Source organism: Rhodococcus tibetensis, assembly GCF_024438035.1.
Lineage (GTDB): Bacteria > Actinomycetota > Actinomycetes > Mycobacteriales > Mycobacteriaceae > Rhodococcus_F > Rhodococcus_F tibetensis.
The window spans coordinates 84,686-109,566 of the sequence record NZ_JANFQF010000003.1 but is presented as its reverse complement, the minus strand read 5'-3'; the positions used below and the strand labels follow the sequence as shown (position 1 = coordinate 109,566).

At 67.5% G+C, this 24,881-nt stretch carries 18 protein-coding genes; 4 read left to right on the top strand and 14 right to left on the bottom strand.

Translation table 11 applies throughout. The features are described 5' to 3' along the window. Position 1: 1 nt before the first annotated feature. From NOF53_RS04695 to NOF53_RS04655, 9 genes are all read right to left on the bottom strand, one after another. On the bottom strand, positions 2 to 1,090 hold the full coding sequence (locus tag NOF53_RS04695; RefSeq protein WP_255965969.1) for a hemolysin family protein: 1,089 nt from the start codon (positions 1,088 to 1,090) through the stop codon (positions 2 to 4). Beyond that, positions 1,083 to 2,444 (bottom strand): hemolysin family protein, encoded by a 1,362-nt coding sequence (locus NOF53_RS04690; RefSeq protein ID WP_255965967.1) that lies wholly within the window; start codon positions 2,442 to 2,444, stop codon positions 1,083 to 1,085. Before NOF53_RS04690 ends, NOF53_RS04695 begins: the two co-directional genes overlap by 8 nt. Before the next feature lie 284 nt (positions 2,445 to 2,728). Next, the gene (gene guaB1, locus NOF53_RS04685; RefSeq protein WP_255965966.1) at positions 2,729 to 4,165 is read right to left on the bottom strand and encodes a GMP reductase; all 1,437 of its coding nucleotides are present in this window, start codon (positions 4,163 to 4,165) and stop codon (positions 2,729 to 2,731) included. A gap of 3 nt (positions 4,166 to 4,168) precedes the next feature. Continuing rightward, on the bottom strand, positions 4,169 to 5,047 hold the full coding sequence (locus NOF53_RS04680; protein ID WP_255965964.1) for a DMT family transporter: 879 nt from the start codon (positions 5,045 to 5,047) through the stop codon (positions 4,169 to 4,171). Positions 5,048 to 5,052: 5 nt separating this feature from the next. Then, positions 5,053 to 6,447, bottom strand: coding sequence for a DEAD/DEAH box helicase (locus tag NOF53_RS04675; RefSeq protein WP_255965963.1), 1,395 nt, complete (start codon positions 6,445 to 6,447; stop codon positions 5,053 to 5,055). Positions 6,448 to 6,541: 94 nt separating this feature from the next. Continuing rightward, positions 6,542 to 7,990, bottom strand: a complete 1,449-nt coding sequence (gnd, locus tag NOF53_RS04670; RefSeq protein WP_255965961.1) for an NADP-dependent phosphogluconate dehydrogenase — start codon at positions 7,988 to 7,990, stop codon at positions 6,542 to 6,544. A 154-nt stretch (positions 7,991 to 8,144) separates the two neighbouring features. Continuing rightward, positions 8,145 to 10,025: a DEAD/DEAH box helicase gene (locus NOF53_RS04665; RefSeq protein ID WP_255965959.1), complete on the bottom strand. Its 1,881-nt coding sequence runs from the start codon at positions 10,023 to 10,025 to the stop codon at positions 8,145 to 8,147. 224 nt (positions 10,026 to 10,249) lie between these two features. Then, positions 10,250 to 11,203 (bottom strand): M56 family metallopeptidase, encoded by a 954-nt coding sequence (locus NOF53_RS04660; protein ID WP_255965957.1) that lies wholly within the window; start codon positions 11,201 to 11,203, stop codon positions 10,250 to 10,252. Between the two features lie 26 nt (positions 11,204 to 11,229). Then, positions 11,230 to 11,643 (bottom strand): BlaI/MecI/CopY family transcriptional regulator, encoded by a 414-nt coding sequence (locus NOF53_RS04655; RefSeq protein WP_255965956.1) that lies wholly within the window; start codon positions 11,641 to 11,643, stop codon positions 11,230 to 11,232. A gap of 196 nt (positions 11,644 to 11,839) precedes the next feature. Between NOF53_RS04655 and NOF53_RS04650 the strand changes: the two genes are divergently transcribed. Beyond that, entirely contained in the window at positions 11,840 to 14,428 is a 2,589-nt protein-coding gene (locus NOF53_RS04650; protein ID WP_255966254.1) for a DUF2156 domain-containing protein, read from the top strand. On the opposite strand, the gene NOF53_RS04645 is transcribed toward NOF53_RS04650, so the two are convergent. The 3 genes from NOF53_RS04645 to NOF53_RS04635 are packed head-to-tail and all read right to left on the bottom strand — an operon-like array spanning position 14,429 to position 17,831. Further along, on the bottom strand, positions 14,429 to 15,262 hold the full coding sequence (locus tag NOF53_RS04645) for an ABC transporter ATP-binding protein (RefSeq protein ID WP_255965954.1): 834 nt from the start codon (positions 15,260 to 15,262) through the stop codon (positions 14,429 to 14,431). Beyond that, positions 15,259 to 16,365, bottom strand: coding sequence for a FecCD family ABC transporter permease (locus tag NOF53_RS04640; RefSeq protein ID WP_255965952.1), 1,107 nt, complete (start codon positions 16,363 to 16,365; stop codon positions 15,259 to 15,261). Before NOF53_RS04640 ends, NOF53_RS04645 begins: the two co-directional genes overlap by 4 nt. Then, the gene (locus tag NOF53_RS04635; protein WP_255965951.1) at positions 16,362 to 17,831 is read right to left on the bottom strand and encodes a FecCD family ABC transporter permease; all 1,470 of its coding nucleotides are present in this window, start codon (positions 17,829 to 17,831) and stop codon (positions 16,362 to 16,364) included. Before NOF53_RS04635 ends, NOF53_RS04640 begins: the two co-directional genes overlap by 4 nt. Positions 17,832 to 18,047: 216 nt before the next feature. Between NOF53_RS04635 and NOF53_RS04630 the strand changes: the two genes are divergently transcribed. The 3 genes from NOF53_RS04630 to NOF53_RS04620 all read left to right on the top strand — a co-directional run bounded on the left by NOF53_RS04630 (position 18,048) and on the right by NOF53_RS04620 (position 20,783). Continuing rightward, the gene (locus NOF53_RS04630) at positions 18,048 to 18,749 is read left to right on the top strand and encodes a hypothetical protein (protein ID WP_255965949.1); all 702 of its coding nucleotides are present in this window, start codon (positions 18,048 to 18,050) and stop codon (positions 18,747 to 18,749) included. A 265-nt stretch (positions 18,750 to 19,014) separates the two neighbouring features. Continuing rightward, the gene (locus NOF53_RS04625) at positions 19,015 to 19,476 is read left to right on the top strand and encodes a PaaI family thioesterase (RefSeq protein WP_255965947.1); all 462 of its coding nucleotides are present in this window, start codon (positions 19,015 to 19,017) and stop codon (positions 19,474 to 19,476) included. Between the two features lie 116 nt (positions 19,477 to 19,592). Beyond that, positions 19,593 to 20,783 (top strand): sugar ABC transporter substrate-binding protein, encoded by a 1,191-nt coding sequence (locus NOF53_RS04620; protein ID WP_255965945.1) that lies wholly within the window; start codon positions 19,593 to 19,595, stop codon positions 20,781 to 20,783. A 6-nt stretch (positions 20,784 to 20,789) separates the two neighbouring features. Here the strand turns inward: NOF53_RS04620 and NOF53_RS04615 are convergent, their stop codons facing one another. Beyond that, positions 20,790 to 22,931, bottom strand: a complete 2,142-nt coding sequence (locus NOF53_RS04615; RefSeq protein ID WP_255966252.1) for a serine/threonine-protein kinase — start codon at positions 22,929 to 22,931, stop codon at positions 20,790 to 20,792. Positions 22,932 to 23,367: 436 nt separating this feature from the next. Further along, positions 23,368 to 24,765, bottom strand: coding sequence for an NAD(P)/FAD-dependent oxidoreductase (locus NOF53_RS04610; RefSeq protein WP_109330071.1), 1,398 nt, complete (start codon positions 24,763 to 24,765; stop codon positions 23,368 to 23,370). Between the last annotated feature and the right edge of the window lie 116 nt (positions 24,766 to 24,881).

Genomic DNA, 24,881 nt, shown 5'->3' with positions numbered 1-24,881 from the left:
GTCAGCTCGTTCGCTGTCCCGGGTTCATCCCGTTCACGCGGTGAGTGCCGTCGCGCACGGTGCCCACGTACTCCTCGACGAGGTCTTCGAGTGCGACGATCCCGACGATCCGGCCCGACGGGTCCGCGGCCGCACCGAGGTGGGAACTGGCCCGGCGCAGACCCGCAAGTGCCTCGGCGAGTGGTGTGGTGGTCGCCATGCGCGGCAGCGGACGGATATCCGAGCGGGGGATGACGGTGTCCGGGCCGGCGTCGTCGTCGAGGATGTCGTCGAGGACGTCCTTGAGGTGCAGATACCCGAAGAGGGAACCGTCGTCGGCGCGCACCGGGTAGCGGGAGTACCCGGTTTCGATGACCGCTTCCTCAATGGCGCCGAGGCGGGTGCCGCCCGCCGACAGCGGCACGGTGCGGACCTTGTCGAGGGGAATCATCACCTCACTGACCGTGCGGTCGGTGGTTTCGAGCGCCTGGGTGAGTCGGCGGTGCTCCTCGGCGTCGATGAGCCCCTCGGAGCGGGACTCGCCGATCATCTCCGACAACTCCACGGCGGAGACGGTGACGTCGAGTTCGTCCTTGGGTTCGACGCGCATCAACCTCAGCGTGGCATTGGCGCACAGGTTGTAGAAGGAGATCAGCGGCCGGGCCAGGGTGATGAACATCAGATGCACGGGCACCAGCAGCATCGCCGAACGTTCGGGCCCCGCAAGGGCGATGTTCTTCGGCACCATTTCCCCCAGCAGGATGTGCAGCACGACGACCAATGCCAGCGCGACGGTGAATGCCACCGGGTGCAGCAGTCCGTCCGGCAGGCCCACGGCGTGGAGCGGCACTTCGAGGAGGTGCGCGATCGCCGGTTCGGCGACCTTGCCGAGGAGGATCGAGCAGATCGTGATGCCGAGCTGGGCCGCTGCCAGCATCAGCGACAGATTCTCACCGGCCAGGATCACCGTCCGGGCGCGTTTCTTCCCCTGCGCCTCGAGCGCCTCGAGGCGGTCGCGGCGCGCCGAGATGAGCGCGAATTCGGCGCCGACGAAGAACGCGTTGCCGGCGAGGAGTACGAAGGTGAGCAGCATCCCGAAGAGATCACTCATCGTCGTCCTCCTCGTCGTCGTTCGCCACCGGAACCGGTGTGAGCAGGACCCGGTCGATACGCCGTCCGTCCATGTGGGTGACAGTCGCGATCCAGCGTCCGTCGGGGTGCAACGCCGTGTCCGGGACGGGCAGCTCCACTTCGTCGCCGTCCTCCGGGATCCGGCCGAGGTGGGTGAGGACCAGCCCGCCGAGGGTTTCGTACTCACCCTCCGGTGCGGTGTAGCCGGTGGTGTCGGACACCTCGTCGATGCGCAGCAGACCGGAGCACGACCAGCCGTCCCCGATCCGCTGGACGTCGATCTCCGGTTCGTCGTGTTCGTCGCGGACGTCACCGACGATTTCCTCGATCAGGTCCTCCATGGTGACCATGCCCGCGGTGCCGCCGTACTCGTCGACTACCAGGGCGACCTGCATTCCATCGGATCGAATTCGTTCCATGAGGGCATCACCGTCGAGGCTGGACGGCACCACCGGAACCTTCTGCGCAAGCGTATTGAGGCGGGTGGTGCGGCGACGACCGGCAGGCACCGCGAACGCGTGCTTGATGTGCACGATTCCGACGGAGTCGTCGAGGTCGCCGTCGACGACGGGAAATCGGGAGAACCCGGTGCGGGCGGCGGTGTCGATCAGGTCGGCCACCGTGTCGGTGGTGGCCAGCGACTCGATTTTCACCCGCGGTGTCATCAATTCTTCGGCGGTGCGTTCACCGAATCGCAGGGAGCGGTTGACCAGCAACGCCGTTCCCTTGTCGATGGCGCCGCGCTGGGCGGAGGTGCGGACCAGGGAACCGAGTTCCTGCGGTGACCGCGCCGACCGCAATTCCTCTGCAGGCTCGATGCCGAGGCGCCGGACCAGCCAGTTGGCCGTTCCGTTGAGCCCGTTGATCGCCCACTTGAAGATCAGGGAAAACGCCGCCTGCATGCCTGCCGTCGCACGTGCCGTCGGCAGGGGATGGGCGATGGCCAGGTTCTTGGGGACCAGTTCCCCGAACACCATGGAGAACGAGGTGGCGAGGACGAGGGCGATCACCAACGACGTTGCCGCGGCGGCGGATTCGCTGAACCCGACCGCGGACAGCACCGGGGTGATGAACCGGGCCAGGACCGGTTCCGACAGGTAGCCGGTGACGAGTGTGGTGATCGTGATGCCGAGCTGCGCGCCGGACAACTGGAACGACAGCGTGCGGTGGGCGTGCTGGACCTGCCTCGAACGCCGGTCACCGCCCCGGGCGTGCGAGTCGACGATGCTGCGCTCGAGTGCGGTGAGGGAGAATTCCGCTGCGACGAACAGTGCGGTGCCTGCCGTCAAGGCGAGGAAGCCGAGCAGAGCGAGAATGCTGAGTGCGATGTCCATCTGTCATCGCCACCAGGGAAGCGAGGGGAGGCCGCCGGGTTTGTCACCCGGCTCGCTAGAGGAGCCCTCCGAACCGGCGGAATCAGAATCTGATTCTGCTGAGGCAATGACGGGTGGAGCGCTTGCTGCGTGTGTGGGTGCCGCGGGCACCGGAGTCCTTCCGTTCGGCCTCGGCGTCCGGAGAAGTCCGGCACCGAGAACTGGTGTGGTTCAGCGACCCATGATACCGGTGGATGTCCGGTTCCGTGGAACAGGACATCCACCGGTACCTCACGGCGCTGCGGTCACCAACCGGCCGGAAGGGGGCGGCCCTCGGCGAATCCGGCTGCCGACTGCACCCCGAGCACCGCCTGGGCGTGCAGTTCCTCGAGGGTGCGGGCGCCGGCGTACGTGCACGTGCTGCGCACCCCGGAGCAGATGTGGTCGATCAGGTCCTCGACTCCGGGCCGCTCTGGGTCCAACCGCATCCGCGAACTGGAAATACCCTCTTCGAACAACCCCTTCCGGGCACGGTCGAACGCGGTGTCGGTGGCAGTGCGGGCGGCGACCGCACGCTTGGACGCCATCCCGAAGCTCTCCTTGTACGCGTTGCCGGCCTGGTCGACGCGCAGGTCGCCGGGGGACTCGTAGGTGCCGGCGAACCAGGACCCGATCATGACGTTCGACGCGCCCGCAGCAAGTGCGAGAGCCACGTCGCGAGGGTGACGGACGCCTCCGTCCGCCCAGACGTGCGCGCCCAGCGCCCGGGCTTGGGCGGCGCATTCTGCAACGGCGGAGAACTGGGGGCGTCCCACCCCGGTCATCATCCGGGTGGTGCACATGGCGCCCGGCCCGACGCCCACCTTGACGATGTCCGCGCCCGCGTCGATCAGATCGCGCGTCCCGGCCGCGGAGACGACGTTGCCCGCCACGAGCGGCACCCCGAGTTCGGCCTTCTTCAAGGCGCCGAGTACGTCGATCATTTTCTGCTGGTGACCGTGCGCCGTGTCGACGACGAGCAGGTCGGCCCCGGCGTCGACGAGCGCGCGGGCCTTCGCGGCGACGTCCCCGTTGACGCCGACCGCCGCAGCGATGCGCAGCTGCCCGGCCTCGTCGACCGCGGGGCGGTAGATGCCGGCCCGGATCGTGCCGGTGCGGGTGAGAACCCCGGCGAGGGTGCCGTCCGGGTTGACGATCACGGCGAGCGAATCGTGCCTGCCCTCGAGTAGTTCGAACACCTCGCGTGGGGTGGCGGTGACCGGGGCGGTGACGAAGTCGGTGAGCGCCACCGAGCGGAGTCGGGCGAATCGGTCGACGTCCGCGCAGGCGGCCTCGGTGACCACGCCCACGGGGCGGTCGTCGTCGACCACGACGACCGCCCCGTGGGCCCGTTTCGGAAGCAGCGCGAGGGCATCGGACACGGCGGCGTCCGGACCGAGCGTGACCGGGGTGTCCGCCACCAGATGCCGGCTCTTCACGAACGACACGGTTTCCGCGACGGCCGGGACCGGCAGGTCCTGCGGAAGAACGACGAGGCCACCGCGGCGCGCGACCGTTTCGGCCATGCGGCGTCCGGAGACGGCGGTCATGTTGGCCACGACGATCGGAATGGTGGTACCGGTGCCGTCCGAGGTGGACAGGTCGACGTCGAACCGGGAGGTGACCTCGGTGCGGCCCGGCACCAGGAACACGTCGTCGTACGTCAGGTCATAAGGAGGGCGTTGCCCGTCGAGAAACTGCACGTCTCACGACGATACCGGGGAAGTTGCGGCGGTGCCCGACGTCCGCTGTGCCTGCGACCGGGACAACCCGATGGTGGCGATCAGCATCACCGCGACCGCGCATCCGACGAGGATCAGTCCGGGCCCGTCGACGCGCAGGCGTTCGTCGAGGACGGTCATGCCGAGGAAGACGGCGGCGAGGGGTTCGGCGATGGTCAGCGCCGGCAGGGACGCCGACAGCGGGCCCACCTGGAACGCGCGTTGCTGCAGGTACACCCCTACGAGTCCGGCGGCGACCAGTGACCACGTCTGCCAGCTGCTCAGGACCGACCACAGTCCGCGGGGAACGAGTTCGACCACGTACTTGGTAAAGGCGACCGCGACACCATAGAGGATGCCGCTGGCGGCGCCGAGGAGGAGCGCCCGCCATCCCGGACCGATTTTCGTCATTCCGGCGAGCGCGGCGGCCGCCACCACCGACACGACGATCGCCAGGGGAATCACCCATTCCCGGAACGGGGCGTCGATGTTTCCCTCGGTGGGATTACCGACGACGAGAAACAGTGCGAGAGCGGCGGCCAGGGCGACGGCCAGACCCCAGGTGGTCCGGTTGAGCCGGTAGCCCGAGAATTTCGCCGACAGGGGGAGCGCGAACAGCAGGGCGGTGACGAGGAGAGGTTGCACGACGAGCACCGACCCGAGCGCCAAGGCGACGGCCTGCATGATGTAGCCGCCACCGTCACCGGCGACACCGGCCCACCACCGGGGGCTGCGCACCAGCGACGTCATCAGGCCCGCATCCTCGGGGACCGCGGACGCGGCGCTCTGCTGCGCGACCGAGGCACACGCGAAGAGCAGGGCCGCCACCAAGGCGCACAGGATCGACGCGAGGGGCAGGGACATGCCTCTCAGTGTGCTCCGCGGCTGCGGCGTCCGTGTGGAGTTGAGTCGAGTCCGCGATTGCGTCCTTGTCGACTCCCGGCTCGGACCGCCACCTCACCGGCTCGCCCGCGCCGGGAGGGGCGATCACCGGTGTCGGCGGCCCGGCGGCCCTTCTTCGGCGTGTCCTGGGCGGGTGCCTGCGTGTCCGGTGCGGGCACGGGCTTCCCGGTGGGGCGGCGTGCGCCGGTGAGGTCGGCCAGGAGCCGGTCGCCGGGGCGCACCTTCACCGTTGCCACGTCGATCCCCGCTGTGCGCGTCATCTGTTCGACCGCGGCGCGTTCGTCCTCCGTCACGAGGGTCACGACCACCCCGGCCTCACCGGCCCGTGCGGTCCGCCCGGCGCGGTGCAGGTAGGCCTTGGGTTCGGTGGGCGGGTCGACGTGCACGACCAGCGAAATGTCGTCGACGTGGATGCCGCGCGCCGCGACATCGGTGGCGATCAGCACCGGGGTCGTCCCGTCCGCGAACGAGGCGAGTGTGCGGGTGCGGTTGTTCTGCGTCTTGCCGCCGTGCAGGGCACCCGCCGAGACGCCGGCGGCGTGCAGCTCTCCCGCCACCCGGTCCACGCCGTATTTGGTGCGCACGAACATCAGGGTCCGCCCCGATCGCGAAGCGATATGTGCGACAACCGAATACTTGTCGTCCCGGTCGACGTACAGGAGGTGATGGCGCATCGTGGGCACCGCGTCCGCGGCGGGCGCGGTCGAATGCGTGACGGGGTCGCGTAGGTAGCGTTGGACGAGGCTGTCTACCTCCTCGTCGAGGGTGGCCGAGAACAGCAGCCGCTGCCCACCGGAAGGAGTGTCGTCGAGGATCCGGACAACCTGGGGGAGGAACCCCATTTCGGCCATGTGGTCGGCCTCGTCGATCGTCACGACGGCAACGTCGTCGAGCGAAACCGATCCCTGACCGAGGTGGTCGGCGAGCCGTCCGGGTGTCGCGACCAGGAGATCCACACCCCGCGACAACACCTCCACCTGTCGCTTGATCGGGATACCGCCGACCACCGTGGCGACGCGCAGTCCCATCGACAGCGCCGGTTCGTCGAGTGCCCGTTCGATCTGCAGCGCCAGTTCCCGGGTGGGCGCCAGCACGATTGCCCGGGGAAATCCGCGGCGACTCGCCGCACCCTTCAGGCGCACCAGCATGGGTAACCCGAACGCGAGAGTTTTGCCGGACCCGGTGGGCGCGCGGCCCAGCACGTCCCTGCCGGCAAGGGCGTCGGGAATGGTGGCGGCCTGGATGGGGAACGGGGCGCGAATGCCGCTGCGGTCGAGGGCATGGGTCAGGACCGCGGGCAGACCGAGCTCGAGGAACGTCTCACCCACCGGTGCGGGGGGAATGTTCTCGTGTTCGGGCATATCCAGAAGGCTACCGCCTGAAAGGGGGCCCACCCGACGCCTCGGCCGTGACGTCAGCAGACTGCGTCACGGCCGAGGGAAACGTCGGAGCTCGTCAGGCCTGCACTTCGCTGCGGTCACCGCTCCACAGCGTGTGGAACTTGCCTTCGGCGTCGGTCCGCTCGTAGGTGTGGGCACCGAAGAAGTCGCGTTGGCCCTGAGTCAGGGCCGCAGGCAACCGCTCCGCGCGCAGCGCGTCGTAGTAGGACAATGACGACGCGAACGCCGGGACCGGAATTCCGAGGAGGGTCGCAGTGGACACCACCCGACGCCAGCTGTCGATCGCCGTCTCGATGGCGTCCCGGAAATACGGTGCGAGGATGAGGCTCGGCAGCTGCGGGTTCTCGTCGTACGCCTCCTTGATGCGGTTGAGGAAACGCGCCCGGATGATGCAGCCGCCGCGCCAGATGGTGGCGAGATCGGCGGGATGCAGGTCCCAGTCGTATTCGGCGCTGCCCGCGGCGATCTGGTCGAAACCCTGTGCGTACGCCACCACCTTCGACGCGTACAGCGCCTGGCGGATGTCCTCGGTGAACTGGGCGGCATCTGCGGGCTTGTCGGCGAGCTGACCGGACGCCAGACCGACGGCGGCCCTGCGCTGCTCCCGGGAGCCGGACAACGCGCGCGCGAACACGGCCTCGGCGATGCCCGTCACCGGCACACCGAGGTCGAGCGCCGACTTGACGGTCCAGCGGCCGGTGCCCTTCTGCTCGGCGGCGTCGACGATCACGTCGACGAGGGCTTTGCCGGTCTTCGCGTCCTTCTGCTTCAGCACCTCGGCGGTGATTTCGACGAGGTAGCTTTCGAGATCGCCGGCGTTCCACTCGGTGAACACTTCGGCGATCTTGTCGGCGTCGTACCCGAGCGCGTCACGGAAAAGGTTGTAGGCCTCACCGATGAGCTGCATGTCGGCGTACTCGATGCCGTTGTGGACCATCTTCACGAAGTGCCCGGAACCGTCGGGGCCGATATGGGTGCAGCACGGGGTCCCGTCGACCTGTGCGGCAATCGATTCGAGCAGCGGGCCCAGAGCCTCGTACGACTCCTTGGGGCCGCCGGGCATGATCGACGGGCCGTTCAGCGCACCTTCCTCACCGCCGGAAATGCCGGCGCCGACGAAATGCAGGCCCCGCTCGCGCAAGGACGCTTCCCGGCGAATCGTGTCCGTGTACAGGGCGTTGCCGCCGTCGATGATGATGTCACCCGGCTCCATCGCCGCAGCGAGTTCCTCGATGACCGCGTCGGTGGGGTCGCCGGCCTTGACCATGATCAGCACGCGGCGCGGCTTCTGCAGCGCTCCCACGAACTCCTCGACCGTTTCGGTCCGGACGAAGTCGCCGTCGCCGCCGTGCTCCGCGATGAGCGCATCGGTCTTGGCGATGCTGCGGTTGTGCAGAGCCACGGTGTGCCCGTGCCGTGCGAGGTTGCGGGCGATGTTCGAGCCCATGACGGCCAGTCCCGTCACGCCGATCTGGGCGCGGGCGCCCTCATTGGTGATAGTCATGAATACAGCATTCCCTCTCGCTCGGCGGTAGTGAAATCGGCGATACGACAATTGAGCCGACTAAGACAAACATACGAAGGCCGGCCCGCGCATACGCGCGGGCCGGCCTTCGTCTCACAGATGTCGATGTTCAGTTGTGCCGATCACGAACGGTTCAGCTGCGCTGTTCGCGGCGGGGTCCGTCGAATCCGTCGTACGAGCGACGGTCGGTGCGGCTACGGAAACCGCCACCGGTCGAGGCCGGACGCCGATCCGGGGCGGCCGCGGGACGGCGATCGTCCCGGCGGAATCCGCCACCACGGTTGTCCCGGTCCGCGAAGTCGCGGCGGGGTGCACTGCGGTCGAAGCTCCGCTCGCCGGTACCGCGATGGCTCTCGCCGCGGTCGCCGTAGTCACGGCGCGGTGCGCTGCTGCTGCCGCCGTACTCGCGGCGCGGTGCGCTGTCTCCGAAGTCCCGGCGCGGTGCCCGGTCGTTGAACGTGCGGTTGTCCCGGTCACCGCGGTAGCCGCTGCTCCGGTTGTCACCACCACGGTTGTCGCCGTCGCGCTGGGGACGCTCGCCCCGGTAACCACCGGAGCGGGTGTCCGTCTGGTCCCGGCGCGGGCCGCGGTCCTCGAAGCTGCGGCCGCCGGTCGGGCGGTCGCCACGTCCCTCGGACGTGCTGCGGTTTCCGCGGTAGCCGCCTTCACGGCCGCCGAACCCACCCTCACGGCGGGGTCCGCGGTCGCCGAACCGACGGTCACCGCCGCGGTCGCCACGGAATGCCGGATCCTTCACCGGCTCCCCGGTGGGAACCTTCGCGCCGGTGATGGTGGTGAGAACCTCGGAGCCCGGTGCGACGGGCACTGCCGTGGCATCGACCCCCGCCATTCCCGTCAGCTTCCGGAAGGTGCGCTTCTGATTCGGGAGCACGATCGCGACGACCGTGCCCTTCTCACCGGCGCGGGCGGTGCGGCCGGCACGGTGCAGGTAATCCTTGTGATCGGCCGGCGGATCGACATGGACGACGAGGTCGATGCCGTCCACGTGGATACCCCGCGCCGCGACGTCCGTCGCGACGAGCACGGGGGTGCGGCCGTTCTTGAAGCGCTCGAGCACGCGGGTGCGCTGGTTCTGCGCCTTGCCGCCGTGCAGCGACTCCGCGGCGATGCCGACTGCACGCAGGCGGTCGGTGATGCCCTCGCAGCCGAGCTTGGTGCGGGCAAACATGATCGTGCGGCCGTCGCGTGCACCGATCTCTGCGAGAACGTTGTCCTTCTGGCCGCGGTCCACGAGGAGGACGTAGTGCGCCATCGTGTCGACGCTGGCGCGACCGTCCTCGGTGGAGTGCTGCACGTGGTCGGGCAGGAACTGGCGGACCAGCGACTGCACCTCACGGTCCAGGGTGGCCGAGAACAGGAGACGCTGGCCGTCGGCCCGGGTCTCCCCGAGGATGGCCCGCACCTCGGGCAGGAAGCCCATGTCGGCCATCTGATCGGCCTCGTCGAGCGCGGTGATCTCGATGGAGTCGAGGATGCAGGTGCCCTGACGCAGGTGGTCGTTCAGCCGGCCGGGGGTGGCGACGAGGATGTCGACGCCGCGGCGCAGCTGGTCGACCTGCTTGGTGAACGGGGTGCCGCCGACGGCGGGGCGGACGGTCAGTCCCATGGCCCCGGCGTACGAGTTGAGGGATTCGACCACCTGGAACGCGAGTTCACGGGTGGGAACGAGCACCAGTGCGCGGGGACGCTTGGGTGCAGGCCGGTCCTCGTGCCGGGACAGGCGGGTGAGCATCGGCAGGCCGAATGCGAGGGTCTTGCCCGATCCGGTCTGTGCGCGGCCGAGGACGTTGGTGCCGGCCAGCGCGTCGGGGACGGCCAGCGCCTGGATCGGCGACGGGACGGTGATGGAGTTGCGGGCGAGGGCCTGCACCAGGGGTGCGGGAAGGCCGATTTCGGCGAACGTCACCGTGTCGGTGATGTTCTCTTCGGAAATCGAGCTGACGTCTTCTGCAGACGTCGTGGGGACAGCGGTCACTTGGACAGCGTTGGTCACGCGGATACCTCTCCGGGCATTAGGGCGCGTCGCGGAGCGGGGCTGTCATGCAGCACGCACAAAGGGACGAGCCAGGGCACATGTCACCTGGTCAATCCATTCGCGGAAGTGCGGGGAATTGGGCTGTGTGCCGTTTCAGTGTTGATGGGCCGCAGTGGCGACCGTGGACCAGTGTACGGGACGGGCCCCCGGATACCGAACCGGAGCGTCTGTGACCTGAGTGACTACGCCGCGGAGAACAGGCGGCTCAATTCGGTGAGCCACGGAACGGCCACCGCAACGGTCGGTACCACGAGTATGGCAACGGAGCCCGTGTAGGCGGCGAGAGCGACCGGCATCGCCGCTTCGGAAGAGGCGAGCCGCTGCACCCGCAGCAAGGTGCTCGGCCCGCCTGCCGCCATCGCGCCCTTCGGCGCGGTGGAGCCGGAGCAGGCGACGAGCGCACGCGCGAGGGCTGTCGGCCCGGTGGCCCGCACCGCGGAGTCATCGGCGAGCATCTCGACGAGCAACTGCACCGCGCCAAGGGCGGACTTGCTGCGAACCACGGTGGGGAAGGCGGCGTTGACCGCGGTGAACGCCTCGAGGACGAGGTCGTGGCGGGCACGCAGATGCGAACGTTCGTGGGTGAGGATCGCGGTGATCTCGGCGTCGTCGAGGTTGGCGAACGTGCCCTGGCTCAACACGACCCGCTGGCGCAAACCGGGCAGACAATACGCGATGGGCTCGGTGACATCGAGAATTCTCAGGTCCGGTGCGCGAGCGAGCGGCGACGACGAGTCGCATCGGTCGAGCAGGTCGACGAGCATGCGGTGCCGTGCGCGTCGGCGTCGGGTACGGACACCGACCTGGACCACCGCGAACATCAGCTTGGCGCCGACCAACAGGGTCAGGGCGAATACCACCACGTACAGCAGCCACAAGGGAAGGCCGAGAGCGTCGATCTCTTCGACCGGTGCTGTGGTGGGCCGTCCGTCGGGCCCGGGCACGAGGAGCTGGCTGGCTATCGCGAGACCGGAACTGAAGGCGGACAGGACCGCGGCGAGGGCAATCGCCTGCCACAGCACCAGCGCTGCGCGCGGCGCCCGGTACGGCCATTGGGCACGGCTGAGCAACGCAGGAACCGGTCCTGCGAGAAGGAGGGCGAGTATGCCGAATACCAGCGCGGTGGTGGCGTCCATGTCCTACTCATCATGCATGACGAACGTCAGACGGCGCGAACGGATCCCGTATCGTTGCCGTCGCCCGACCGTTCCTTGGCTTCCAGCGCAGCCAGAGCCTCGCGGAGGGCGTCCGCCTCGTCCGCACCGACCTGGCCGACGAAGTGCACGAGGGCGGCGGCCCGACTGCCGGACTTGTCGGCCTGCTGCAGGGCGTCGACCATGAGGCTGGCCACGAGTTCTTCGCGCTGGTGCACGGGGAGGTACCGGTGGGCGCGATCGTCGCGCTGTTGAATGACGAGATGCTTCTTCGCCAGTCGTTGGAGCACGGTCATCACGGTGGTGTACGCGAGTTCACGACGCTCTGCCAGAGCCTCGTGCACCTGCCGCACCGTCTGCGGTTCCGAAGTGGACCACAGGTGATCCATCACTGCGCGTTCGAGTTCGCCGAGTCCAGCCATGATGCGATTCTACGGATACAACGACACAGATACGTACTACTGGTAGTAGTAAAACCGTCGGAAGTCGTGTGGTAATGGTCATAGTCCGAACAGGTGGATTACGGTCGGTGGACGGCCACCGGCCGTCGACTTCGGGGGCTGTTTCACAGGGGCGGGCTGTCGTTGTCGACATCGCGGGAGAGTGGGGACCTGGCGCATGGGTATCGACGGCAATGCAGTGACCGGAGACAGGGAGGCGGCACGGGTCGCGGACCCGCCGGGCCGGGTGGCGGGGTGGGTGCGGTTCGGCGTTGCCGGGGCACCGGTCAGCATCGTCCTTCTGGCCGTGATCTGGATTTTGGCGTTCGCCACCTCCAGCGTGATCGGTGGACCGTCGCACGAGTTGTCCCAGCACGTGGCGCTCGGCATCCGGACGTTCGAGAACGGATGGGTGTGGACTTTGCTCTCGGCGGGGTTCTGGGGCGACGACATCCTCGCCTACCTGTCGACCACCGTTCTCGTGTTCCTGGTCGCGGCGCCGTTGGAACGCCGGATGGGTTCGACGCGGTTCGCCCTGGCAGCCGTGGTGACGCAGGTGGCCGGCGGGCTGCTCACACTGGCAGTCGCCGCGGTCGCGAAGGTGGTGGACGCGGACTGGGGTTTCCGGTTGCACGTGGGTATGGCGGTCGGGCCCAGCACGTGGATCATCGGTGCGGCGATGGTGGCCAGTTCCAACATGGGCACCCTGTGGCGCAGGCGGATCCGGGTCGGCGTGCTCGCCTTCACCCTCACCCTGGCGCTGTTCAGTGGATCTCTGCAGGACGTGGTCCGGCTTGCCGCCGCTGTCGTGGGCCTGGTGATCGGACACTGGATCGTCGGCCGGTCCGCGCGTGGAGAACGAATCGCCGGCACGCAGCGAGAGGGTCGGGTGCTGGTCGCCATCGTCGTGGCCGCCAGCGCCGTCGGGCCGATGATCGCAGCGCTCTCGGCCGACGCGGTCGGTCCCCTGGCCGTGCTGCGAGACCTGTTCCGGGGAATTCCATACACCGCCACTGAGGTTCGGGAGCTCTGTGAGGTATCCGCCGCCGACCCCGAGTGCCGCCGCGGGTTACTGGAACTGCGCCTGTCCGGGGTCGGGCCTACGCTGCTCAGTCTCATGCCGTCGCTGTTCCTCCTCACCCTCAGCGACGGACTGCGGCGGGGACGCCGCTTCGCCTGGGTCGGGGCCGTGGTCGCGCAAGTGATCTTGTTGGTGCTGTCCCTGCTGAACTTCGCGGTCCGGTTCATCGACTCGTTCGAGGAGGAATCGCTGTTCTACGGGCTGGCGGATCCGAACCTGTATCGGACGCTGGTGCCGTTCCTGACCCCGTTGGTGATCCTCATCGTTCTCCTCGCCACCCGGCGATTCTTCGACGTCACCGCCCCGACCGGTACGTACCTACGCCTCGCGGTCGCGCTGGTGGCGGTGACAGCCGGACTCGCCGTCCTCTACGTCCTCGGGGGCATGTGGGCCCGGAACGGTTTCGATCATCGGCCCTCCGCCACCACCCTGCTGGCCGGTTTCCCGGAGCGTCTGATCCCGCCTGTCTATCTGCAGTGGCTGGACCCACGCCTGCTGCCCGTCAACGTTCCCGCGACCCTGTTGTACGAATGGACCGGGGTAGTGTTCTGGCTGACCGGATGCGCGCTGGTCGCGGCAACCTTCCTGCGCCCGGCGCTCGGTTCGGACGCCGAGGCCACGGAACGCGCGCGGGCACTGCTGAAGTCGGGGACCGGCAGTCCGTTGTCGTGGATGACGACGTGGCGAGGAAACAACTATTGGTTCGCCCCCGACGGCACCAGCTACGTCGCGTACCGCGTCATCTCCGGGGTCGCGTTGACCACGGGCGATCCGGTCGGCCCACCGGAACGGCGTCGCGACACGGTCACCCAGTTCGCCGAATTCGCCTCCGGCAACGGGTGGATCCCGTGCTTCTACTCCGTGACCGCTGCCGTTCGCGCCGTCACCGACGACCTCGGCTGGAGTGGCATCCAAGTCGCGGAGGAGACGGTGCTCGACCTCGGCACCATCGCCTTCACCGGAAAACGGTTCCAGGACATCCGCACCGCCCTGAACAAGGCGAAGAAGTCGGGCATCACCGCCGAATGGGTCAGCTTTCCCAGCGCCCCGCTGTCGATCACGGACCAGATCACTGCGATCTCCGAGGAATGGGTCGCCGACAAGGGCATGCCCGAGATGGGGTTCACCCTGGGCGGGCTCGACGAGGTCGACGACCCCGAGGTGCGTTGCCTGATCGCGGTCGACACCGACCGCACCGTGCACGGGGTCACGTCGTGGCTGCCGGTGTACCGGGACGGCGCCGTGGTGGGCTGGACCCTCGACTTCATGCGTCGCCGCTCCGAAGGGTTTCGGCCTGCAATGGAGTTCCTCATCGCGTCCGCGGCGCTGAAACTCGAGGCGGAGGGGGCGGAATTCCTCAGTCTGTCCGGTGCCCCGCTCGCGAAGGTCGAACAGCCCGACAACGACGCGGAACAGGCGGAGTCTTCCAGCCTCTCCGCCGTCATGGACAGTGTGCTCGATCTCCTGGGGCGCACCCTCGAACCGGTCTACGGGTTCCGCTCGCTGCTGGCCTTCAAATCCAAGTTTCAGCCCCGCTACGTGGCCATGCACATGACGTTCGCCGACCCGGCTGCTCTGCCGAGTATCGGCAATGCGGTGGGACGGGCGTACCTGCCCACCGTGTCTCTGGGGCAGGGTGTGCGGTTGGTGCGGACGATGATCGGCGGCCGCCGGCCCGGACGGTGACTACGCCTGTTCCGGGCCGCCCACCGCGCCGTACACGTGGCGGGTGCCGATCGGCACCACCAGCGGACGGTCGGACACCGGGTCACCGATTACCGCGGCTTCGAGCCCGAACACGTCGAGGAGGAGTTCGGCGGAGATGATGTCCTTCGGTGCGCCCGCGGAGACGACCTTGCCGTCACGCATGACGATCAGCTGGTCGCTGTAGCGGATCGCCAGGTTGAGGTCGTGGAGCACCATGACGACGGTGCGGCCCATCTCCTCGTGCATGCGGTCCACAAGGTCGAGGACCTCGATCGAATGCGCCAGATCCAGATAGGTGGTGGGCTCGTCGAGCAAGAGGATGTCGGTGCCCTGCGCCAGCGCCATGGAGATCCAGGCGCGTTGGCGTTGCCCGCCCGACAGCTGGTCGACGGGGCGGTCGGCGAGTTCGGAGACTCCGGTCAGTGCAAGCGCCTCGGCGACCTCACCCTCGTCGTCGGAGGACCACTGCCGAATCCACGACTGGTGCGGGTGCCGTCCGCGGGCTACGAGGTCGGCGACCGTGAGTCCCTCGGGGGCGATCGGCGCCTGGGGGAGCATGCCGAGGGTGCGGGCGACGTCTTTGGTGCGCAGGGACCCGATTGCCTTGCCGTCGAGGACCACCGAGCCGGACCGCGGTTTCAGGAGCCGGCCGAGCGCCCGCAGCAAGGTGGACTTTCCGCACCCGTTGGGCCCGATCACGGTGGTGATCACCCCGGTTTTCACCTCGAGGTTCAGGTTCTCGACGATGATGCGGTCGCCGTATCCCAGGCTCAGGTCCTCGGCGCTCAGCCGAGAGTCGGTCTGCACGGTCATGCCGAAACCTTCCGATTGTTGCGAACCAACAGGTAGAGCAGGAACGGCCCACCGAGGGCCGACGTGACGATGCCTACGGGCAACTCGACCGGCAGAATCGTCCGCGCGATCACATCACTGCCCACCACGAGTACGGCACCCGTCAGCGCGGACGCGAGGAGAGGCGGCCCCGCCGAGCGCACCAGCCGGAGCGCCACCTGCGGGGCGGCGAGCGCGACGAAGCCGACCGGGCCGGCGGCCGCCGTCGCGATTCCGGCGAGGGCCACCGCCATGAGCAGCAACCGCGCCTGCGACCACTGCAGTCGCACGCCCAGCGACACGGCGTTGTCGTCGCCGAGGCGCAGCGCACCCATCGTGAACGACGACCCGATCGCCCAACCGCCGACGAGTACGACCGCGACCATCACCGGCCACACCTGACTCCACGAGGCACCGTTCAGCGACCCGTTGAGCCACACCTGGGCGCGGGAGGCGTCGTTGATGTCCGCGGAGATGAGAAGCCACCCGGTGACGGCGATGAGCATGGCGTTGATGCCGATTCCGATCAGGATCAGCCGATACCCCTCGACCCCGCCGCGCCACGCCAGCAGATAGATGGTGAGCGCGGTGAGTAGCGCACCGCACAGCGCCGCCAGCGGAATTCCGAGGGTGGCGAGGAGCCCGACGAAACTGCCACCCCCGCCGAGGACGATGAGGGCGACGGCGGCGGCACTCGCGCCGGACGTGATCCCGAGAATGTCGGGGCTGGCAAGGGCGTTGCGGGCAATCGACTGGGTGAGCGCGCCGGCGAGTCCGAGGGCCATGCCGATGAACACCCCGGTCAGCGACCGCGGCAGCCGAAGGTCCATGACGATGAAGCTTTGCGCCTTGGTGCCGCCGCCGAAGAGCACCGTGGTGACTTCGGGAATGGACAGGGGATAGTCGCCGCGGCCGATGTTCAGGCACAGCACCAGGAATAACGCCGCGAGTAGCGCGACGTTCACAGCAATGCCGAGGGGGCGGAGAACGAGGGAGATCGGACCGAGCCGGAACGGTGGTCGTGCCGGGACGCGGGCCTTCGCCGGCGCGACCGCATCGGGGCGGGTCTGGTCGTCGATGGTCACAGGCTTGCCAGCTTTCTGCGCCGTACCAACGCGATGAAGAACGGGGCGCCGAATACGGCCAGGACGATCCCGACCTGCAGTTCGCCGGGGCGCACGACGACGCGTCCGATGACGTCCGCGGTCACCAGCATCACGCCGCCGAGAAGGCCGGCGTAGGGCACCAGCCAGCGATAGTCGGGACCGGTGATCGCGCGCGCCACGTGCGGAACGACGAGTCCGATGAAGGCGATCGGACCGCAGGCGGCGGTCGCGGCGCCTGTCAGCAGGGTGATCGCGACGATGCCGAGGGCGCGGCTCGCGGCAATGTTGGTGCCGAGGGAGCGGGCCACGTCTTCGCCGAGGCTCAGCAGGTTGAGGCCCGGTGTGCTGGCGAGGGCCAGCACGAGACCGATCATGAGGAATGGCAGCACCTGCCAGAGCACATCGAATCCGCGTCCGGCCACCGAACCGACCACCCAGAACCGGTAGGAGTCGAGGCTGGCCTGGTCGACGATGATGATCGCGTTGGTCATGGCCTGCAGGAAGAAGGCGACGGCGGCACCGGCCAACGCGAGGCTCAACGGGCTGGCGGCACCGTTGCCGATCGACGAGAGGCCGAACACCACCACGCTCGCGAGGAAGGATCCAGCGAAGGCGAACCAGAGATACTCGCTCGGGGCGCTGAACCCGAACAGGTACATCGAGAGGACGACGAGGAACGCGGCGCCGGCGTTGAGGCCGAGAAGGCCGGCGTCGGCGAGGGGGTTCCGGGTGTGGCCCTGGATCAGCGCACCGGCGACGCCCAGTGCCATTCCGACGACGAGGCCGAGGATCGTGCGGGGGCCACGCAGCGTGCGGACGATGATGTCGGCCTGGGACCCGTCCGCGTCGAACAGTGCGTGGAATATTTCCGCGAACGAGAGGGGACGCGCGCCTACCGCGATGCTGGCGAGCAGCACGAGCGCGAGCAGAACCACGAGGACACCGAGTCCGACCAGCCGGCGGCGGCGGATGGCGGCGGCGGACCCGTCTTTTTCGCGGGCCACGAACCCTTCGTCGTCTGCGGTGGTGTCGCGGACGACCTCGGTACCGGACCGCTGAACCAGGCGCCGCAACGACCGCCTCGGGCCGATGGCGCCCAGGGTCGTCGCGTCCCGGGTGACGAGACCGGCCCACCCCTTGCCCGAGCTCTGCCCGGAGTTGCCTTCCCGGAACCCTTTGTTCCACACCGCGAGTCCGACAGCGATCGCGACGGTTGCACCACCGAAGACGACGCGGTCGGCCTGCCCGCCACCGTTGTGGTCGCTGAGCGCATCGACGATGTACCAGCCGAGGACCAGGGGAACGGCCACCACAACTACGTCGAGGCATCCCGCGAGTGCCCGCAGTGGCAGGGGAGCCGGACCGCGCGGAATGCCGCGCTTTCCGTACTCCTCGTCGGCCGGTAGGTGCGGGAGGTCGCTGCCGAACTGTCGCGTCGTCGTCACTGGCGGGAAAAGCTCCTGACGTGTGTGCACTGGAACCGAATCTGCACCGATTCAACTACTTAGGTTACGGAACCCTATCTCTGATGTCCCTCCGGGCGGTATGTGCACTTCCGGCGGGCTGCGGTGGGTGCCCCACATCACAGGAAGGCAGGGCTTGTAATTTGGTTAGGCTCACCTATCTTGAGATGGTTCCATCCCGACCGATTGGAGTGCACGGTGATTTCTACCCTGTCCGCCCCCGCGACCGCCCTGGATGCGTCCTGCGCACGTCTCCGCTCGCTGAATCCCGACTATCCGCGGATGTATGCGGTCGCATCGATGGCCGACGAGGGTAAACGGCGGTGGTGGTCACTCGCAGACGATCTGGACGGCGACCGCGTACCGCGCATGTGGGCCCGCTCGCTCGAAGACGTTCCGGACCCCGACGTCGCCGCGATGCAGGTCGCCACCTCACTCATCCACGCCGTGGTCGGGCGAGTCACCGCGCTCATCGTCCTCGACGGACGCGCCTGGGATCCAGGCCTCGAAAATCTGTGGATCCACATGGACAGCGACGGTGGCATCGATTGGGCCGGACTCGCGGACGACACGATGCGGGTCCTGCCCGACGATCCGTGGGCCGGCACCCCGGGCGCGGTGACGGTGCCGTGTGAACGTGCGCTCCTGGTCTGGACGGTCCACCGATGCCTCACATCGCTGCACGCAGTCTTCGACGCGATCGCGCGGTGCACGCCCATCGACGCGTCTCGGTTCTGGGGCCTCGTCGGTGAGGCAGTGCTCGGGGCCTCGACGTACGTGCCGATCCTCGCGGGCGAGGGGGAGTCCGCCGCTCAGCGCCGCGGCCAGGGCATATTGGACGCCTTCGTGGCCGCCGGTGCGCCGGTCCGGTGGAAGACCCGGCTGACGAGGATCCACTGAAGCGGTTGCGAAATTAGGGCAGCCTTGCCTATAGTCAAGGGGCCACGTCGGCAAGCACGAACATCTCGAACCGAACTGCCGGACCGTACCGGAGTCCTGAGGGCTGCAGCGACTCCCGGTCCACTCATGGCGGGCCTCACACCGAAGGGTGTGGGGCCCGCCGATCTGTTTTCGGCACACCTGCTTCCCGCTCCCGCACCGACGTCGTGTAGGCAGGAGAAACGAATGCGCTGCGACAGCGCCCAGTGATCCGATGGAGTGTGTGATGGTGGGTTCCCCCGAACGGCAGGCCGCGAACGGCGACGGTCAGATCGGCACCGACGTGATGCTTCAGCGATTGGGCAAGGGATTCGATGCCGTGATCGGTCTCGAGTACACCGAACTCGGTCCGGATCGCGTGTGCGCCCAGTGGACGGTCACCCCGGACCTGCAGCAGCCCGCCGGAATTCAGCACGGCGGCGTGTACTGCGCGGTCGTCGAATCGGTGGCAAGCACGGCCGGAATGATGTGGCTGGGCGGTCGGGGACACGTGGTCGGGGTCAACAACAACACCGACTTTCTCCGCGCCACACGCGACGGCACGCTGACCGCCGAGGCCAGCCCGATTCACCGCGGCCGCACCCAGCAATTGTGGGAGGTCCGGATCACCGACGAGAGCGATCGGCTGGTCTCGAAGGGTCAGGTCCGATTGGCGAACATCACGGACACCGCCTCGCTGGGCAAGTGACCGAGCTCGACGAGTCGGCCGTGGTGCGGGTGGGGTCCGCCGACAACTCGCGCATCCGCCAACCGGGCAACGCCATCTCGATCGCCACGAACTGATTCGCTTGCTATCGTCGAGCCATGCCGTTCGCGAAGCGGCACCTGCCCGGACTGAGTCGCCGTGACCTGCTCAGACTAGGGGCGCTGGCGGGGTCTGGCATGGCCGGCGCCGCGCTCTCGGCGGCGTGTGCGTCGAAGAACGGCAATTCGGAGACCGGCCGCCCAACATCGCCTGCGCCGCCTGAGGAACTCGGCCAATTCGATCCCTCGTTGCCAAGCGGACCCCCCACTGGACTACCCCGGCGCGCCGCTTGGGCCAGCACCGCGGCCGCAGAATTCTTCCTCGCCCTCGGCGCCGGGGTGGAAGCCGCGTCGAGGGAACGGGGATTGCAATACCTCACCGCCTTCTCTGGCGACGACCCGACGAAAAATCTCCGCCAGCTCGAAACGTTCCTTGCCCGTGGCGTCGGCGCACTGGCATTCCAACCGCTCAACGCGGTAATTCAACGGCCCATCCTCGATGCCGCCTTGCGACAAGGCGTCTGCGTGCAAGGCATCATCACTCAGCCGAGCACGCTCCAGGTCGCCGCCAACCAGTACGACATCGGTTTCACGCAGGGTAAGGCAGCAGCGGATTTCGCGACCGCGCGCCTCCAAGGGAACGCGAAAGTGCACTACTTCAACCTGGACTCCGCCTCACCGCAGCTGCAGCTGAGGCACGCCGGCGTACTGGATGGCCTGCGGAGTGCAGGCAGTGGCTTGAGTGTGGTCAGCGATGTGGATGCGCCCGACATCTCGACCGCCAATGGTGCCGCGATTATGAGCACCGTCATCGCGGAGCAGCCTGACATCAGGATCATCCTCGGTGGTGACACCCTGGTGGTGGGCGCCTACAGGGCATTGGAGCAGTCCGGCAAGCTCGCCGACGACATGTACTTCTCCGGTGTCGACGGCGACAAGGAGGCGCTGGCACTTGTCAAGAACGACGGACCCTACCGCGCCAGCATTGCCTTCCCGTGGCACCTGATGGGATACGGTCTGGGACAATTCGCCGCCGACTGGATCGAGGGAAAGCAGATCCCGCGGGTTATCGTGGCAAAACCGATCGTGCTCGATTCGCCAGGCAGCGTCGACACTTACATAGCGGACAATGCGAGTCCCGCCGCGGTCTTCGCCGATCGCACGCGCTACGAACGTTACCTGCCGCTGCTCGGCAACGTCAGTTACGCCACCCGCGAGACCGTTTGGCATGAGGAGTACGTACCGAGGTAACCGCGGTCATCTCTCGACGGCGTAAACCTTCCCGTTGTAATTGCCGAGGTAGACCAGCTTGTCGGAGACGGTCGGCGAGGACCAGACCTGCCCGCCCATAGGAGTTTTCCACCGTACCGTGCCGTCCTGCGCGCCAAGTGCATAGAGGTAGCCGTCCCAGCTGGCGACGTAAACCACGCCGTCTGCCACGGCCGGTGACGAATGAACCTGACCGCCGGTAAGGGTCTTCCAGCGGACTTCGCCGGAGCCGGCGTCGAGCGCGTACACGTTCTTGTCGTAGCTGCCGACGTAAACCAGGCCCCCCGCTGCCGCCGGCGACGAATAAACCTCGCCGCCGGTAAGGGTCTTCCAGCGGACTTCACCGGAGCCGGCGTCGAGCGCATACACCGCGAAGTCCTCGTTGCCGAGGTAGACGCGTCCGTCCCCAACGGCCGGCGACGACCAGACCTGGCCCCCCACGGGGCTTGCCCAGTGCGCCGTGCCGGTTTGGGCATCCAGCGCGTACACGTACCCCTCGGTTCCGAGGTACACCACACTATCTGCGACCGCTGGGGCCGCGGCGGCGGCACCGTTGGTGCGGGTCTTCCAGCGCATCGCACCGGTGGCCGAGTCGAGCCCGTAGACGTACCAGTCGGTAGCACCGAAGTACACCGTCCCGTCGGACACCACCGGTGAAACCGGGAACGTGTCGCCCGGGTTGCCGGGTGCGGTCTTCCAGCGCTCTTCTCCCGTCTTCGCCTCGAGTGCGTAGACGTTCCCGTCCCAGCTCGCGACATAGACCAGTCCGTCGGCGAAGGCCGGCGACGGCCTGACCCGGTCCCCGGTGGCAGCTGTCCAGCGCTGCACCCCGGTCGCTGCGTCCAACGCGTACACGTTTTTGTCGTAGCCACCTATATAGACGAGGCCGGCACCCAGGGTCGGCGCCGAGAAGATGATCACGGTGCCAGCCGCAGCAGTCCACAGCACCGCGCCGGGTCGACCGGAAAGCGTTGGAGAAGAGGGCTGCCCGTCCGAGGAGGACGTGATCAACCAGATCGCGGCCCCACCGGCCACGAGCACTGCACCGCCACCCAAACCGGCCAGGACTTCCCGGCGGCTCGGCCCGGTTCTGCCGACCAACGGTTGATCCGTCGGCGGAGATGCCGGTGTGAGCGGTGACGGCGCCAGGCTGTCGAAGGACGGATGGCGCACTTCCGGCGACGATCCGGTCTGCAGGCCTACGGGTCCCGAAGCCGGCGCTCTGGAGTGGAATTCGCTGGGCAGGTTCGCAACCTGCGTTTCGGTGGTGTCCGGTCCCGACAACATCGTCGCGGATGCGGATGCCGAGGTGCGGTCGGACGCGAACTTGCCCGGTTCGGCCGAGAGGCTGGGCTTCAGGGCGAGTAGCTCCACACACATCTCGGCGGCACTGGAATAGCGATGGTCTGGTTCAAGGGCAAGGGCCCGTTTCAGTACGTCGTCGAAGACGGTGCCGAGCATCGGTCTCACCTCAGAAGCCGGAACGTAACGACGCTCCAGCTGCGAGGCGAGGATCTGCCACGGGGTATCACCAGGGAAGGGCAGCCGGTTGGTGAGGAGGTGATACAACATACATCCGACGGAGTACACGTCGGAGCGCGCATCGACGAGTCGGCTGTCGCGAGCCTGCTCAGGTGCCAGATAGGCGACGGTGCCGATAATGTTGCCGGTTCCCGTCAGCAGGTTACTGCAACCCCTCAGGTGCGCAATCCCGAAGTCCATCACCTTCACCGCTCCGGAATCAGTGAGCATAACGTTCGCCGGCTTCACATCTCGGTGCACAACTCCGCGTTCGTGAGCGTGCTGCAGCGCACTCAGCACGTCACCCATGACATGGACGAGGAGAGGCAGCGCAAGTGGGCCATCCGTGCGGTGACGCTGCTGCAAGGTCGTCCCCGAAACAAGTTGCATGACGAGGAAATGCGCTCGTTCGCCGCCGAGCATATCTTCACCCAAGTCGTACACATGGACGATCGCTGGGTGGTCGAAGCTGGCAACAATTCGCGCTTCCCGACGAAATCGCTCCAGGCAATTCCCCGTGGGATCCTCTTCGAGTAGTTCGGTTCGTAGCACCTTGACCGCCACCGGACGGTCCAGAACAGAGTCCCACGCGCGGTACACGCGACCCATTCCACCGATGCCGAGCACCGCGTCCAACCGGTACCGGTGTGCCAGTACTCTCGCGTCATTCATGCGCGCCTACTAGTCCGCCAGCCCGATACTGGCGCTCTCCGGGTGCTGTGGGATGCCGAAGAAATGACCTTCCAACCCGCGATTCTAATCCGGTACAGCGGAGTGGGTCGACACTTCCGCGCGGGATCACCGGATACCCGGCGCTCGAGGCGATTCCTGCCGAGGTCAGGACGACATCCGAAGCTGGCGGCCCGGCCAGACCATCACCGTGGTCGCCTGCGGGTTTCTCCACCGCCGACAACCCGACCTCGCTACGCCGCGGCGGTGGGGTGCAGTCGGTCCGCGATGAACCAGCGGACCATTCAGTGACACGAACGGGCGGAGGGCACCCAATTGCCCGGTGCCCTCCGCCTGTGTTCGCTGTCGTCGGGAACTAGCCCGCGGCCTTGCGCTGCCCTGTAGCGGTCGACGGTTCGATCGAAGCTTGCTTCTCGCGCTCGTGGCGTTCCAGCTGTTCCATGGCATTGCGGGCGAACACCCACTGTTCGGTGGACGCCATCTGCGCGCGTCCACGACCGAGGAACGTCACCGTCCACGACAGCAGAGTGGACAACCGGCTGCGGAAGCCGACCAGATACATCAGGTGGATCGCCAGCCAAGCCACCCAGCCGATGAAGCCACTGATTTCGAGCTTGCCCACCTTCGCGACGGCGCTGAACCGGGAGATCGTAGCCATGCTGCCCTTGTCGAAATACTTGAACGGCGGGCGATCCTCGGGCTTTTGACCGTGTAAGCCGGCGATGATCTGCTTGGCCGCGTACTTACCGCCCTGCATGGCGACCTGCGCCAGCCCCGGCAGCTTGTCCAGCGACATCATGTCGCCGATGACGAAGACCTCGGGGTGGCCCGGCACCGACAGGTCGGGGTTCACGAGCAACCGGCCCGCCCGGTCGACCTCGGCTTCGGACTGGTCGGCGATCTGCTTGCCCAGCGGGCTTGCCTGCACACCGGCAGACCACACCTTGCACTGCGACTCGATGCGCCGCTGAGTTCCGTCCTTGTCCTTCACCACGAGTCCGTCGACGTCGACGTCCGTGACCATTGCGCCCAGCTGAATCTCGATGCCGAGCCTCTCGAGCTGCTCGGCTGCCTTGCGGCTCAACTTGCCGCCGTACACCGGCAGCACGTCCCCGGCGCCGTCGAGGAGAATCACTCGGGCCTCGCGCGGGTCGATGTTCCGGAAAGCGCCGGACAGAGTGCGGCGTGACAATTCGGCGATCTGCCCCGCCAACTCAACACCCGTCGGGCCCGCACCCACCACCACGAACGTGAGCAGCCGGGCGCGTTCTTCCGGATCGTGGGACAGCTCCGCCTGTTCGAAGGCGCCCAGGATGCGGCCGCGCAACTCGAGCGCGTCGTCGATCGTTTTCATTCCGGGCGCGAACTCGGAGAAGTGGTCGTTGCCGAAGTAGGACTGGCCTGCCCCCGCCGCCACGATCAGGCTGTCGTACGGAGTGATGGTGGTCCGGTCCAGGAAGCGGGACGTGATGGTCTTCGTTTCCAGGTCGATCGACTCGACATCGCCGAGCAACACCCGAGCGTTCTTCTGCTTACGCAGCACGAGCCGGGTGGCGGGTGCGATGTCGCCGACGGAGAGAATGCCGGTGGCCACTTGGTACAGCAAGGGCTGGAACAGGTGGTGAGTGGTGCGCGCAATCATGGTGATGTCGACGTCGGCCTTCTTGAGGGCCTGCGTGCCGAACAGACCACCGAAGCCGGATCCAATGACCACGACGCGATGGCGGCGTGACTCAACCGACTGGATACTCATTCCGTGCTCCTCGAATCTAGGCGACGTGTGTAACGGTAGTCGTCTTGCCCACGGGCGTCTCAGTAAGGCTTGCTTCGGACGGAATCGATCCAGAGACCGGCCGGTGCTCGCGAACA

Excerpts from the sequence above, each read along its gene's own strand:
- NOF53_RS04695 (WP_255965969.1), bottom strand. The coding sequence starts at position 1,090 with ATGAGTGATCTCTTCGGGATGCTGCTCACCTTCGTACTCCTCGCCGGC.
- NOF53_RS04690 (WP_255965967.1), bottom strand. The coding sequence starts at position 2,444 with ATGGACATCGCACTCAGCATTCTCGCTCTGCTCGGCTTCCTCGCCTTG.
- NOF53_RS04680 (WP_255965964.1), bottom strand. The coding sequence starts at position 5,047 with ATGTCCCTGCCCCTCGCGTCGATCCTGTGCGCCTTGGTGGCGGCCCTG.
- NOF53_RS04675 (WP_255965963.1), bottom strand. The coding sequence starts at position 6,447 with ATGCCCGAACACGAGAACATTCCCCCCGCACCGGTGGGTGAGACGTTC.
- gnd (WP_255965961.1), bottom strand. The coding sequence starts at position 7,990 with ATGACTATCACCAATGAGGGCGCCCGCGCCCAGATCGGCGTGACGGGA.
- NOF53_RS04660 (WP_255965957.1), bottom strand. The coding sequence starts at position 11,203 with ATGGACGCCACCACCGCGCTGGTATTCGGCATACTCGCCCTCCTTCTC.
- NOF53_RS04655 (WP_255965956.1), bottom strand. The coding sequence starts at position 11,643 with ATGGCTGGACTCGGCGAACTCGAACGCGCAGTGATGGATCACCTGTGG.
- NOF53_RS04650 (WP_255966254.1), top strand. The coding sequence starts at position 11,840 with ATGGGTATCGACGGCAATGCAGTGACCGGAGACAGGGAGGCGGCACGG.
- NOF53_RS04645 (WP_255965954.1), bottom strand. The coding sequence starts at position 15,262 with ATGACCGTGCAGACCGACTCTCGGCTGAGCGCCGAGGACCTGAGCCTG.
- NOF53_RS04625 (WP_255965947.1), top strand. The coding sequence starts at position 19,015 with ATGGTGGGTTCCCCCGAACGGCAGGCCGCGAACGGCGACGGTCAGATC.
- NOF53_RS04620 (WP_255965945.1), top strand. The coding sequence starts at position 19,593 with ATGCCGTTCGCGAAGCGGCACCTGCCCGGACTGAGTCGCCGTGACCTG.
- NOF53_RS04615 (WP_255966252.1), bottom strand. The coding sequence starts at position 22,931 with ATGGGTCGCGTGTACCGCGCGTGGGACTCTGTTCTGGACCGTCCGGTG.
- NOF53_RS04610 (WP_109330071.1), bottom strand. The coding sequence starts at position 24,765 with ATGAGTATCCAGTCGGTTGAGTCACGCCGCCATCGCGTCGTGGTCATT.